This is a genomic window from Pseudomonas sp. TSO6 (assembly GCF_056098905.1).
The window spans coordinates 37,158-49,718 of record NZ_JBLZWV010000024.1 but is presented as its reverse complement, the minus strand read 5'-3'; the positions used below and the strand labels follow the sequence as shown (position 1 = coordinate 49,718).

Sequence of the window (12,561 nt, the reverse complement as noted above, 5' to 3'; positions counted from 1 at the left end):
GATGGACCCATGACTACTGACGAATCGAACGAACAAACCACAGTAGGCAAGACCACGTTCTACCAGGGTGAAAACCAGACCCACCCACTGTTTCGCATCGAAGCCGGTATTTCCTGCAAAAGCGCCCGGGAGCAATCTTCGGAGTTGATGGGGTACGTGCGGGAGCTGACGATTATTGGGTTGATGGAAGAGAAACCGATGATGATCTGGGCGGCGCATTACTTGAGTGCGTTGGCCAAGGCACTGATGGATGATGCCGAGCTGGGCATGATGCGCTGATTTGCCTGGCCAGCTAGTCGGGGTACAAAAGCCTCCGACGTAGGCTCGAGAAGCGCCTACTGCTCCAACCCAATGCCAAAAGCCCCAGCATCACTGCCGGGGCTTTGCCTGGGTTCAGAAGCTGTCAGGTGGGCTCTTTTCGAACTTCCACTTGGTCATCTTTTTGGCAGCATGGAAGCTTTTGCAGTTGGCGATGAACTCATTGCGGTCCCACTCCTTGGAGAGGCTCGCCAGGATTTGCTCATAGGTTTCACCCGAGCAATTCGCTTCATTGGGTTCAGGCACCCTGTCTTCAGCAATGGCTGTAAGGCTCACGGCAACGCCAAGCGCTGCAACCAGACGTGCAAAAGGCACAATGGACATTCACTCACTCCTTTGAATTGACCCGCTCCAAAAGCCCGATTTACAGGCCCCAAAAACGCAAAAAGCCCTGAATAATCAGGGCTTTGAATATGGCGGAAGCGTAGAGATTCGAACTCTAGGATAGTTGCCCATCGACGGTTTTCAAGACCGTTGCCTTAAACCACTCGGCCACGCTTCCAGCTCGTTTTGCGGCCGCCATAATACCGTAATGAAACACGCTGTCAAACTCTCTGTGTCGCGGGTTGCAGGAGCTCTGATAGACTCCTAGCATCTGAACGTCTGAAACCACAGGTTTTACCAAGGAGTGTCGCCATGCGCGAACAGGATTACGCCGTCCACCACGGCCAGCAGGTCGAGCAGCAGGAGATCAGCAAAGTCCTGCGCAACACGTACAGCTTGCTGGCGCTTACCCTCGCCTTCAGCGGTGTCATGGCCTTCGTGGCCCAGCAGATGCGCGTCGGCTACCCGAACATATTTGTGGTATTGATCGGCTTCTACGGGCTGTTCTTCCTCACCAACAAGCTGCGTGATTCGGCTTGGGGCCTGGTGTCCACCTTCGCCCTCACCGGCTTCATGGGCTTCATCCTCGGCCCTATCCTGAACCGCTACCTGGGCATGGCCGGTGGCGCTGAAGTAGTCAGCTCGGCGTTTGCCATGACTGCGCTGGTGTTTGGTGGCCTGTCGGCCTATGTGCTGATCACCCGCAAGGACATGAGCTTCCTCAGTGGCTTCATCACTGCGGGCTTCTTCGTGCTGCTGGGTGCTGTCGTTGCCAGCTTCTTCTTCCAGATCAGCGGCCTGCAACTGGCGATCAGCGCTGGCTTCGTGCTGTTCTCGTCGGTCTGCATCCTGTTCCAGACCAGCGCGATCATTCATGGTGGCGAGCGTAACTACATCATGGCGACCATCAGCCTGTATGTGTCGATCTACAACTTGTTTGTCAGCCTGCTGCAGCTGTTTGGCATCATGGGTCGCGATGACTGATTGACTGCTGTGTGAGAAAGCCCGCTTCGGCGGGCTTTTTTGTGGGCGTTGGAAAAGGGATTGGGTGCAGGCTTCAGGCATATGCAGTACGTGTGGTGACAACTGTCTTGCACAACACCTGAAAGCTAGCGCGATCACTGTGGGAGCGGCTTTAGCCGCGAACACCGGCGAGGCCGGTGCCATCCACCGCGTTGGTTTCTTCGCGGGCACGCCCGCTCCCACAGGTGATCGCGCAGGCTGCAGACATATGCAGTCCCTATGGGGACAACTGTACTGCACAACACCTGAAAGCTAGCGCGATTACTCTGGGAGCGGTTTTACCCGCGAGTGTAGTTAGTTGTTTTCTTGCTTGGCCTGCCTGGCACGGCGGCGATTTATGCGTTCGCTGGTTTTGTGCGAATACCAATAAGCGAAAATCAGAAAACCTGTCGCAAATAGGCCACTAATCACATACCACAGGTAGTAGGCAAGGATGGTTGCACCATACACCGCAAGCGCCCAAGGGAACACGGCAACGATGAGTAACACTGCAAGAATGATGGCTAGACGCATGGATTCCTTCCCAAAAAACACAAATTGTAACAGCTGCCCCAAAACAGTCTGCAACCACGTGGGTTTCTAACTCACTCACTGACTCTAAAGTCAGGTAATTGGGCAAATGGTCGCCGATCATGTCGCCATCGTGCTTTTCTCTACCGCAATCCTTCTTCACCCCGTAGAATGCGCTCCTTTTTTCTTCCGGGGCAGCTTTCAGCAATGAGCTCACACGAACACAGCCCAGGCGCAGCGGCGCCTGCCAATGAACTGGTGCTTGGCCTGGAGGACAAGCCACGGCTGCTGATCGGCCTGCTGGCTGCCCTGCAGCACCTGCTGGCGATCATCGTACCGATCGTTACCCCTGGCCTGCTGATCTGCCAGGCGCTGGGCGTTTCTGCGCGGGATACCAACCTGATCGTTTCCATGTCGCTGGTGATCTCGGGTATCGCCACCTTCGTGCAGTGCAAGCGCTTTGGCCCATTCGGCGCCGGGCTGCTGATCGTGCAGGGCACCAGCTTCAACTTTGTCGGCCCGCTGATTGCGGGCGGCGCGCTGATGGTAAAGCAAGGCACGCCGGTAGAAGGTGTAATGGCGGCCATCTTCGGCGTGGTGATTGCGGGCTCGTTCGTGGAGATGGGCGTGTCGCGCATCCTGCCGTTCGTCAAACGCCTGATCACCCCGCTGGTGACCGGTATCGTGGTGCTGATGATCGGCCTGACCTTGATCAAGGTCGGCCTGATCAGTATGGGCGGTGGCTTTGGCGCCATGGCCAATGGCACCTTTGCCAACGGCGATAACCTGCTGCTGTCGGGCGTGGTGCTGGCGATCATCGTGATCCTCAACCGCGTGCCAGTGGTGTGGATGCGCAGCTGCGCCATCGTCATTGCCCTGGCGGTTGGCTATGCACTGGCCGGCTACATGGGCCGCCTGGACTTTACCGGCATGCACGAGGCCGCGCTGTTCCAGGTGCCGACGCCGCTGCACTTCGGCCTGGGCTTCTCGTGGGCGCTGTTCATTCCGATGCTGGTGATCTACCTGGTGACTTCGCTGGAAGCCATCGGTGACGTTACCGCCACCAGCAAGGTGTCGCGCCAGCCGGTCGAAGGGCCGGTGTGGATGCAGCGGATCAAGGGTGGCGTGCTGGTCAACGGTGCAAACTCGCTGCTGGCCGGTGTGTTTAACACCTTCCCCAGCTCGATCTTTGCCCAGAACAACGGGGTGATCCAGCTGACCGGCATTGCCAGCCGTCACATTGGTATGTGGATTGCCGTGATGCTGGTGCTGCTGGGGCTGTTCCCGAGCGTTGCCGGGGTGATCCAGGCGGTGCCGGAGCCGGTGCTGGGTGGCGCGGCCATGGTGATGTTCGGGGCGGTTGCGGCTTCGGGGATCAATATTCTGGCCAGCACCCGGCTGGACCGCCGGGCGCTGCTGATCATTGCCGTGTCGTTGGCGCTGGGCCTGGGCGTTGCGCAGGTGCCGGAGTTCCTGGCGCATATGCCGGCGGCGATTCGCAATGTACTGGAGTCGGGTGTGGCTACCGGGGGGATCTGTGCGCTGGTGCTGAACTGGTTCTTGCCGGAGAGCAAGGAGCAGGCTTGAGTCTTGTGTCCTTCTGACAGGGCCATGGGGCTGCTTTGCAGCCCATCGCGACACAAGGCCGCTCCCACAGGGGTCGCGTAGGGCACACGGATACATAGAAAGCCCGCGCCGCTTACACAAGCGGGCGCGGGCTTTTTTGCTTTATCATGGCCGCATTCCTTTGCATGAGTTATCCATGAAATTCGCTATCGCGGTGTTCTCCCCGGCCCATGCGCCCTCCTCGCGGCGCGCCTTGCGCTACGCCGAGGCGGTGCTGGCCGGCGGGCATGAGATTGCCCGGCTGTTCTTTTATCAGGACGGGGTGCACAGTGCCTCGGCCAACGTGGTCGCGCCCCAGGACGAACTGGACGTGGCAGGCCAATGGCGTACCTTTATCCAGACCCACCAGCTGGACGCTGTGGTGTGTATCGCCGCCGCCCTGCGCCGTGGCGTGCTCGACGAGGCCGAAGCCAACCGTTACCAGCGCCCGGCGGTGAACCTGCCCAAACCTTGGGAACTGTCGGGGCTTGGCCAGCTGCATGAAGCGGCGCAGGTTGCAGACCGCCTTGTCTGCTTCGGAGGCGACTGAAATGGCCAAATCCTTGTTGATCATCAGCCGTCAGGCTCCGTGGAAAGGCCCATCAGCCCGCGAAGCGCTGGACATTGCCCTGGCCGGCGGGGCCTTCGACCTGCCGCTGGGCATGCTGTTTCTCGACGACGGGGTATTCCAGCTCGCTCCCGGCCAGCAACCCACCGCCGTGCAACAGAAGAACCTGGCCGCCAACCTGCAGGCGCTGCCGATGTTCGGTGTCGAGGAGCTGTTCGCCTGCAGCCACAGCCTCACCCGCCGCGGCCTGGCAGCCGATACCCTGGCGCTGCCGGTGCAAGTGCTGGATGACGCGGCCCTTGCCGCGCTGATCGCCCGTTTCGACCAGGTGGTAACGCTCTGATGACAACCCTGCATGTAATTGCCCACTCCCCGTTTGGCGACGAGCGCCTGGCCAGCTGCCTGCGCCTGCTCGGCACCGACGACGCGTTGCTGCTGTGCGGCGATGCGGTGTATGCCCTGCGCAGCGGCAGCGAGCCGCACCGCCAGCTGCAAGCTGCCGGCCTGGCCCGGCGCCTGTTTGCCCTGGATGAGGATGTGCACGCCCGCGCGGTCGGTAACGATCTGGCCAAGGCCGTGGACTACGCCGGGTTCGTCGAACTGTCGCTGCATTACGACAAGGTCAACAGCTGGCTATGAGTACGCTCAACGTTGGCGATCAGGCGATCGCCCTGGACAAGGACGGCTTTCTGGTCGACTTGCAAGACTGGTCCCGCGCCGCCGCCGAGGCTTTGGCCGAGCGCGAGGGTATCCCGTTGACGGCGGACCATTGGGAAATCCTCGAACTGCTGCGCCAGTTCTACCAGGAATACCAGCTGTCCCCGGCCACGCGCCCGCTGATCAAGTACACGGCCCTGAAGCTGGGCCCGGAAAAGGGCAACAGCCCGCACCTGAACCGCCTGTTCAATGGCACCCCCGCCAAACTTGCCGCCAAGCTGGCGGGCCTGCCCAAGCCGACCAACTGCATATGACCCAGCCCCTCTTGAAAGAAGCTCGCCCGCTTACGCTTGAAACCCCGGCCGAACACCCGTTCGCTGAATTCGTGCGCATTCTTGGCAAAGGCAAGCGCGGCGCGCGCGGCCTGACCCGTGAAGAGGCCCGCGCGGCCATGACCCTGCTGCTGGAAGGCAAGGTCGAAGACACCCAGCTGGGTGCCTTCCTCATGCTGCTGCGCCACAAGGAAGAAAGCGCCGAAGAGCTGGCCGGCTTCACCGAGGCCCTGCGCGCTCATTTGCAGGCGCCGAGCATTGCGGTGGACCTGGACTGGCCCACTTACGCCGGCAAAAAGCGCCACCTGCCCTGGTACTTGCTGGCGGCCAAGTGCATGGCCGGCAATGGCGTGCGCATCCTGATGCACGGGGGCGGCGCACACACCGCCGGGCGCATGTACAGCGAGCAGTTGCTCGACCTGTTGCAGATTCCGCTATGCCGCGACTGGGCCGCCGTCGGTAACGCACTGGACCAGCACCAGTTGGCGTTCTTCCCGCTGCACGACTGGGCGCCACAGTTGCAGCGCATGATCGACCTGCGCAACACCTTGGGCCTGCGCTCGCCCATCCATTCGCTGGCCCGGGTGCTCAACCCGCTGGGCGCCCGCTGTGGCCTGCAAAGCATCTTCCACCCCGGTTACCAGGCTGTGCACCGTGAGGCCAGCCGCCTGCTGGGCGACCATGCCGTGGTGATCAAAGGTGATGGCGGCGAGATCGAGGTCAACCCCGATGTCATCAGCCACCTCTACGGCACCACGTCGGGCGAAGCGTGGGACGAAGAGTGGCCAGCACTGAGCGAACGCCGCCATGTCAAACCGGCCAGCCTGCAGGCCGAGCACTTGCTGGCGTTCTGGCGCGGTGAAGTGGAAGACAGTTATGGCGAAAAAGCCCTGATCGCGACCATGGCCCTGGCCCTGCGTGGCCTGGGGCAAGACCGCGAGCAGGCGTTCGCGACAGCGCAAGGCTATTGGGATACGCGCAATGGATCGATTTAACCGATAATAGCACCCCGATCTTTGCGCTATTTGTTCGAACGATTTGGCCTAGACTGGGCTCCAACGACAAACAACTTTGTTTCAGGAGCTCACCATGGGCCTTTTGATCGACGGCCGCTGGCACGACCAGTGGTATGAAAACGGCAAGGACGGCACGTTCAAACGCGAAAACGCCCAGCGCCGCAATCAGCTGCCCGCCCCGGAGGCTGGCCGCTACCACCTGTACGTCTCGCTGGCCTGCCCATGGGCTCACCGCACCCTGATCTTGCGTGCCCTGAAAGGCCTTGAGCCATTGATCGATGTGTCGGTGGTCAGCTGGCTGATGCAGGACAATGGCTGGACCTTCGACCAGCAGCAAGGGTCCAGCGGTGACCACCTTGACGGCCTGCAGTACCTGCACCAGCGCTATACCCAGGATGACCCGCATTATACCGGCCGCGTCACCGTGCCCGTGTTGTGGGACAAGCAAGAGAAACGCATCGTCAACAACGAGTCGTCGGAGATCATCCGTATCTTCAACAGCGCGTTCAACGAGCTGACCGGCAATATGCTGGACCTCTACCCCGAGCCACTGCGGCCGACCATCGAGGCATTGAACGAGCGCATTTACCCGGCGGTGAACAATGGCGTGTACCGCGCAGGCTTTGCCACCACGCAAGACGCCTACGAGGCAGCGTTCGACGACGTGTTCAACGAGCTGGATCATCTGGAAGACGTGCTGAGCCGTAACCGCTACCTGGCCGGTGAGTACCTGACCGAGGCCGATGTACGCTTGTTTACCACGCTGGTGCGCTTCGATGCGGTGTACCACGGGCACTTCAAGTGCAACCTGCGCCGCCTCAGTGACTATCACAACCTGTCGAACTGGCTGCGTGAGCTGTACCAGTGGCCGGGGGTGGCGGGGACGGTGGATATGGAGCATATCCAGAAGCACTATTACATGAGCCACAAGACCATCAACCCGACCGGGATCGTGCCTAAGGGGCCTTTGCAGGACTTTGGCTTGCCGCATGATCGTGAGCGGTTGGTGGGCAAGGGGATTTGGCAGGCTTGAGAAAGTCGGGGCTGCTTTGCAGCCCATTCGCAGCACAAGGCTGCTCCTACAGGATTCACGCAGGGCTTCACGCGATCCCTGTAGGAGCAGCCTTGTGCTGCGAATGGGCCGCAAAGCGGCCCCGACAATTTCAGCTGTTCTGCGAACCTTCGAACCAGGCCAGCTTGTCACGCAACTGCACCACTTCCCCCACAATCACCAGGGTCGGCGCATGCACTTCATGCCGGGCCACCAGCTCTGGCAAGTCCGCCAAAGTACCGGTAAACACCCGCTGGTTACGCGTAGTCCCCTGCTGCACCAACGCCGCCGGGGTACTCGCCGCCCGCCCATGGCGAATCAGCTCGGCACAGATGGTCGGCAAACCGACCAAGCCCATGTAGAACACCAAAGTCTGCGCCGGCGCCACCAGGTCATTCCACGGCAGGTTGCTGGTGCCATCCTTCAGGTGGCCGGTGACGAAACGCACCGACTGGGCGTAGTCGCGGTGGGTGAGCGGAATGCCGCCATACGCGGAGCAGCCACTGGCCGCCGTAATGCCCGGCACTACCTGGAAAGGAATGCCATGCTCGGCCAGCTCTTCGATCTCTTCGCCACCCCGGCCGAAGATGAACGGGTCGCCACCCTTCAGTCGCAGTACACGCTTGCCCTGCTGGGCCAGATCGACCAGCAGGCGGTTGATCTGGTCCTGCGGCACGGAATGATCGGCGCGGCGCTTGCCCACGTAGATGCGCTCGGCATCACGGCGGCACATCTCGATGATTGCAGGTGCCACCAGGCGGTCGTACAGCACCACGTCGGCCTGCTGCATCAGGCGCAAGGCACGGAAGGTGAGCAAGTCCGGATCGCCCGGGCCCGCACCTACCAGGTACACCTCACCACCCTGCTGCACCGGCGCGCCATCCACCATCGCCTGCAACAGGCGTTCGGCCTCAGCGCCCTGCCCGGCCAGCTGGCGCTCGGCAATCGGCCCCTGGAACACGGTTTCCCAGAAGCCGCGACGCTGGTTGACGTCCGGGTACAAGGTTTTGACCTTGTGCCGGAAACGCGCAGCCAGCCCAGCCAGCTCACCATAGGCCGACGGAATCCAGGCCTCCAGCTTGGCGCGGATCAAACGCGCCAACACCGGGGCGTCACCGCCACTGGATACCGCAATCACCAGCGGTGAACGGTCGACAATCGCCGGGAAGATCACCGTGCACAGGGCCGGGGCATCCACCACGTTGACCGGCAGGCTGAGTGCCTGCGCATCCGCCGACACCTGGGCATTCAGCCCAGGGTCGTCGGTAGCCGCGATCACCAGCCGGCAACCGACCAGGTCGGCTGCCTGATAGCCACGCACCAGCACCTCACCGCCACCTTCCCGGGCCAACGCAGCCAACTGGCCGTCGACATCCGGCGCCACCACGCGCAGCTCGCTACCGGCATCCGCCAGCAGGCGCGCCTTGCGCAAGGCGATCTCACCGCCACCGACGACCAGCACGCGGCCGCCCTGCAGCTTGTGGAACAGCGGCAGGTAATCCATTTAGCGGATGACCTCGACGCCGCCCATGTACGGCTTCAGCACGTCTGGCACACGGATCGAACCGTCAGCCTGCTGGTAGTTTTCCAGCACGGCAACCAGGGTACGGCCTACGGCCAGGCCGGAGCCGTTGAGGGTGTGCACCAGCTCTGGCTTGCCGGTTTCCGGGTTGCGCCAGCGGGCCTGCATGCGGCGTGCCTGGAAGTCGCCACAGTTGGAGCACGAGCTGATTTCGCGGTACTTGTCCTGGCTCGGTACCCACACTTCCAGGTCGTAGGTTTTCACGGCGCCAAAGCCCATGTCGCCGGTGCACAGGGCCAGCACGCGGTACGGCAGCTCCAGCAGCTGCAGGACGCGCTCGGCGTTGGCGGTCAAGCCTTCCAGGGCTTCCATCGACTTGGCCGGCTCCACCACCTGCACCATCTCGACCTTGTCAAACTGGTGCTGGCGGATCATGCCGCGGGTGTCACGGCCAGAAGCACCGGCTTCACTGCGGAAGCAAGGGGTGTGGGCAACCAGTTTCAGCGGCAGCTGCTTGGCGTCGAGGATTTCACCCGCTACCAGGTTGGTCAGCGACACTTCGGCAGTCGGGATCAGGTAGAAGTCAGCTTCACCTTCGCGGGTGATCTTGAACAGGTCTTCCTCGAACTTCGGCAGCTGGCCAGTGCCCTGCAAGGCAGGCGCTTGCACCAGGTACGGGGTGTAGTGCTCCTCGTAGCCGTGCTCGCCGGTGTGCAGGTTGATCATGAATTGCGCCAGGGCGCGGTGCAGGCGGGCAATCGGGCCACGCAGCACGGCAAAGCGGGCGCCAGACAGCTTGGCTGCGGCCTCGAAGTCCAGGCCACCGCTGACTTCACCGAGGGCGACGTGGTCCTTGATTGCGAAGTCAAAGGCGGTCGGCGTACCCCAACGGCGCACTTCGACGTTGTCGTCTTCGCTGGCACCGACCGGTACGCTGGCGTCCGGCAGGTTGGGGATGGTCAGCAGGATACCGTCCAGTTCGGCCTGAATGCCGTCCAGCTCAGTCTTGCCGGCAGCCAGTTCGTTGGCCATGCGCTCGACGTCGGCCATCAGTGGCGCGATGTCTTCGCCCTTGGCCTTGGCCTGGCCGATAGACTTGGAACGAGCGTTACGCTCAGCCTGCAGCTGCTCGGTGCGGGTTTGCACCGCCTTGCGGCGCTCTTCCAGTGATTCGATGCGCGCGACATCCAGGCTAAAGCCACGGGAGGCCAGGCGTTCCGCCACTTCCTGAAGTTGGCCGCGTAACAGTTTGGAATCGAGCATATCGTTCTCTCGTTATAGGTAGGTGTTGGTTCAGAATCGGGTCAGGGACAGGCCGGCCCAGGTCGCGAGCAGCCCGCCCACCACGCTGATACTGGTATAGCCCAAGGCAAGGGGCACTTGCCCGCTTTCCATCAGGCGCACGGTATCGAGCGAGAAAGAGGAAAAGGTTGTAAGGCCTCCGAGGAAGCCGACAATCAAGCCAGCGCGCAGCTCGACCGGCGCCAGCGGCTTGTGCAAGAACAAGCCATAGAGCAGGCCGATCAGCAGGCAGCCAACCAGGTTGACCGCCAGCGTACCGGCATAGAAGTGCCGTGGCCAGTGGGCCGCTACCCAGTTGGCGGTAGCAAAGCGCAACAAGGTGCCGACAATACCGCCCGCGCTGACGGCGGCAATGAGTGCGATCACGGCTTTCTCCGCTGGCGGGGGCTGTTGCGATCGAGGTCGGCCAGGTGGCGCAGCTTCTCGCCAATCTTCAGTTCCAGGCCACGGGGCACCGGCTGGTAGTACTGGCGTGGCTCCAACTCATCGGGGAAGTAATCTTCACCGGCGGCGTAGGCATCGGGTTCATCGTGGGCATAACGGTACTCGTCGCCATAGCCCAGTTGTTTCATCAGCTTGGTCGGGGCGTTGCGCAGGTGCAACGGCACTTCCAGCGAGCCATGCTCGGCCGCTTCGCGCAGGGCGGTCTTGAAGCCCATGTACACCGCGTTGCTCTTCGGCGCACAGGCCAGGTAGGTAATGGCCTGGGCCACCGCCAGTTCGCCCTCGGGGCTGCCAAGGCGCTCCTGCACGTCCCAGGCCGCCAGGCACAGGCTAAGCGCGCGCGGGTCGGCGTTGCCGATGTCCTCGCTGGCCATGCGCACCACGCGGCGGGCGATGTACAGCGGGTCGCAACCGCCGTCGAGCATGCGGGCAAACCAGTACAGGGCGCCATCGGGGTTGGAGCCGCGCACCGACTTGTGCAGCGCGGAAATCTGGTCGTAGAACGCCTCGCCGCCCTTGTCGAAGCGGCGACGGCTGTCACCCAGCAGGCTCTGCAGCATCTCGACGTCGATTTCACTGCCGTCTTCCGCCAGGTCCGAGGCGTTCTCAAGGAAGTTGAGCATGCGCCGGCCATCACCGTCGGCGGCGGCCATCAGCATCTTGAAGGCGTCGTCGCCCACCCGCAGGTTGCGCTTGCCCAGGCCACGCTCTTCGGTCAGCGCACGGTTGACCAGCTTGCGCAGGGCCGCCTCGTCCAGGCTCTTGAGCACATACACCCGCGCCCGCGACAGCAGCGCGTTGTTCAGCTCGAACGACGGGTTCTCGGTGGTGGCGCCGATGAACAGCAGGGTGCCGTCTTCCACATAGGGCAAAAAGGCGTCCTGCTGCGACTTGTTGAAGCGGTGCACTTCGTCGACGAACAGGATGGTGCGCCGGCCATACTGGCCCGCCTGCTGCTTGGCCACCTCGACCGCCTGGCGAATCTCTTTGACACCGGCCAGTACCGCCGACACCGTCTCGAAGTGCGCATCGCAGAACTGCGCCAGCAGCCGCGCCAGGGTGGTTTTGCCCACCCCAGGCGGCCCCCAGAAGATCATCGAGTGCAGCGCACCCTGCTCCAGCGCCTCACGCAGCGGTTTGCCGCGCGCCAGCAGGTGCTCCTGGCCGACGTATTCGTCCAGGTTGGACGGGCGCAGGCGGGCGGCCAGGGGCTGGGCGACAGGTTCGCTTCGAAACAGGTCCATGACGAGCTCCGGTTACTCCTTGATCACGTCAGCACCTTTGGGGATGTCGAACTTGAACTTGCTGTCCGGCACCGCCTGGTTGGCCTTGACGCCATTGAACAGGATGTTGGTACGCTGGCCGACGCTGTCGACCAGTTGCATGTCATTGATCAGGCCCTTGCGGAATGACACGCGCAGCGAGTCGAACAGGGTGTCCTTGGTCTTCGGCTTGAGGGTGAAGTCCATGACTTCGCCCTGCTCCTTCGAGGCGATGTCGAAACTTTGGCTGATCTTCGACACGTCACCGGACAGTAGCAGTGCCGGGGTCTGGTTCAGGCGCACGTCGAGCTTTTTGACGGTGGCCTGTTCTAGGTCCGGGTCCCACAGGGTAACCATCTTGCCATCAGACACCACCACCTGCTCCTGTGGCGCATTGGTGTGCCAGTAGAACAGGCCCGGGCGCTTGACGATCATCTGGCCAGCAGTCTCCTGCAGGCTGGTGCCGTCGGCACCCAAGGTCAATTGAGAGAAATTGGCCTCGATGGTCTGCGACTTTTCCAGCAGCTGGGTCAGGCGTTGTACATCTTCCTCACCGGCAAAAACCGAAGCGCTGCCCAGAGCAAGGGCAGAAACCAACAGCATGCGAATCGCGCGCATGGTAATCCT

16 protein-coding genes and 1 tRNA gene are annotated in these 12,561 nt (G+C 62.1%); 9 read left to right on the top strand and 8 right to left on the bottom strand.

Going from position 1 to position 12,561, the window contains the following annotated elements; all coding sequences use genetic code 11:
* Positions 1–9: 9 nt before the first annotated feature.
* The gene (locus tag ACN6NG_RS08525; protein WP_016498871.1) at positions 10–279 is read left to right on the top strand and encodes a DUF3077 domain-containing protein; all 270 of its coding nucleotides are present in this window, start codon (positions 10–12) and stop codon (positions 277–279) included.
* 114 nt (positions 280–393) lie between these two features.
* Here ACN6NG_RS08525 and trbK read toward each other — a convergent pair whose 3' ends face one another.
* Both trbK and ACN6NG_RS08515 read right to left on the bottom strand, forming a co-directional pair.
* Positions 394–642 (bottom strand): entry exclusion lipoprotein TrbK, encoded by a 249-nt coding sequence (gene trbK, locus ACN6NG_RS08520; RefSeq protein WP_016498870.1) that lies wholly within the window; start codon positions 640–642, stop codon positions 394–396.
* A 90-nt stretch (positions 643–732) separates the two neighbouring features.
* Positions 733–820, bottom strand: a tRNA-Ser gene (locus tag ACN6NG_RS08515).
* 134 nt (positions 821–954) lie between these two features.
* On the opposite strand from ACN6NG_RS08515, the gene ACN6NG_RS08510 reads away from it, so the two are divergent.
* Complete coding sequence (locus ACN6NG_RS08510; protein ID WP_019471940.1) at positions 955–1,626, top strand: Bax inhibitor-1/YccA family protein; 672 nt, start codon at positions 955–957, stop codon at positions 1,624–1,626.
* Positions 1,627–1,959: 333 nt separating this feature from the next.
* Here the strand turns inward: ACN6NG_RS08510 and ACN6NG_RS08505 are convergent, their stop codons facing one another.
* A complete protein-coding gene (locus ACN6NG_RS08505; RefSeq protein ID WP_019474007.1) occupies positions 1,960–2,178 on the bottom strand; it encodes a hypothetical protein in 219 nt (72 codons plus the stop codon).
* A gap of 204 nt (positions 2,179–2,382) precedes the next feature.
* Here ACN6NG_RS08505 and ACN6NG_RS08500 point away from each other — a divergent pair, with 204 nt between their 5' ends.
* From ACN6NG_RS08500 to ACN6NG_RS08470, 7 genes are all read left to right on the top strand, one after another.
* Entirely contained in the window at positions 2,383–3,762 is a 1,380-nt protein-coding gene (locus ACN6NG_RS08500; RefSeq protein ID WP_016498869.1) for a nucleobase:cation symporter-2 family protein, read from the top strand.
* 175 nt (positions 3,763–3,937) lie between these two features.
* Positions 3,938–4,330 (top strand): sulfurtransferase complex subunit TusD, encoded by a 393-nt coding sequence (gene tusD / locus ACN6NG_RS08495; protein WP_016488109.1) that lies wholly within the window; start codon positions 3,938–3,940, stop codon positions 4,328–4,330.
* Between the two features lies 1 nt (position 4,331).
* Positions 4,332–4,691 carry a sulfurtransferase complex subunit TusC gene (tusC, locus tag ACN6NG_RS08490; RefSeq protein ID WP_474313492.1) on the top strand — a complete coding sequence of 120 codons (360 nt, stop codon included), beginning with the start codon at positions 4,332–4,334 and terminating at the stop codon, positions 4,689–4,691.
* Positions 4,691–4,987: a sulfurtransferase complex subunit TusB gene (gene tusB, locus ACN6NG_RS08485; protein ID WP_474313489.1), complete on the top strand. Its 297-nt coding sequence runs from the start codon at positions 4,691–4,693 to the stop codon at positions 4,985–4,987. Before tusC ends, tusB begins: the two co-directional genes overlap by 1 nt.
* Positions 4,984–5,319: a TusE/DsrC/DsvC family sulfur relay protein gene (locus ACN6NG_RS08480; RefSeq protein WP_016488112.1), complete on the top strand. Its 336-nt coding sequence runs from the start codon at positions 4,984–4,986 to the stop codon at positions 5,317–5,319. Before tusB ends, ACN6NG_RS08480 begins: the two co-directional genes overlap by 4 nt.
* A gap of 11 nt (positions 5,320–5,330) precedes the next feature.
* Positions 5,331–6,332 carry a glycosyl transferase family protein gene (locus ACN6NG_RS08475; RefSeq protein WP_063422733.1) on the top strand — a complete coding sequence of 334 codons (1,002 nt, stop codon included), beginning with the start codon at positions 5,331–5,333 and terminating at the stop codon, positions 6,330–6,332.
* Between the two features lie 94 nt (positions 6,333–6,426).
* Positions 6,427–7,386: a glutathione S-transferase family protein gene (locus ACN6NG_RS08470; RefSeq protein WP_063422628.1), complete on the top strand. Its 960-nt coding sequence runs from the start codon at positions 6,427–6,429 to the stop codon at positions 7,384–7,386.
* Positions 7,387–7,516: 130 nt separating this feature from the next.
* On the opposite strand, the gene cysG is transcribed toward ACN6NG_RS08470, so the two are convergent.
* Genes cysG through lolA form a run of 5 tightly spaced genes read right to left on the bottom strand, consistent with a single transcriptional unit; the run spans position 7,517 to position 12,552 of the window.
* A complete protein-coding gene (gene cysG, locus ACN6NG_RS08465; protein WP_049275343.1) occupies positions 7,517–8,908 on the bottom strand; it encodes a siroheme synthase CysG in 1,392 nt (463 codons plus the stop codon).
* Entirely contained in the window at positions 8,909–10,189 is a 1,281-nt protein-coding gene (serS, locus tag ACN6NG_RS08460; RefSeq protein WP_063422627.1) for a serine--tRNA ligase, read from the bottom strand.
* A gap of 30 nt (positions 10,190–10,219) precedes the next feature.
* Positions 10,220–10,594: a fluoride efflux transporter CrcB gene (gene crcB / locus ACN6NG_RS08455; RefSeq protein ID WP_016498860.1), complete on the bottom strand. Its 375-nt coding sequence runs from the start codon at positions 10,592–10,594 to the stop codon at positions 10,220–10,222.
* Positions 10,591–11,916 carry a replication-associated recombination protein A gene (locus ACN6NG_RS08450; RefSeq protein ID WP_028613325.1) on the bottom strand — a complete coding sequence of 442 codons (1,326 nt, stop codon included), beginning with the start codon at positions 11,914–11,916 and terminating at the stop codon, positions 10,591–10,593. Before ACN6NG_RS08450 ends, crcB begins: the two co-directional genes overlap by 4 nt.
* A gap of 12 nt (positions 11,917–11,928) precedes the next feature.
* Positions 11,929–12,552 carry an outer membrane lipoprotein periplasmic chaperone LolA gene (lolA, locus tag ACN6NG_RS08445; RefSeq protein WP_474313485.1) on the bottom strand — a complete coding sequence of 208 codons (624 nt, stop codon included), beginning with the start codon at positions 12,550–12,552 and terminating at the stop codon, positions 11,929–11,931.
* Positions 12,553–12,561 lie beyond the last annotated feature (9 nt).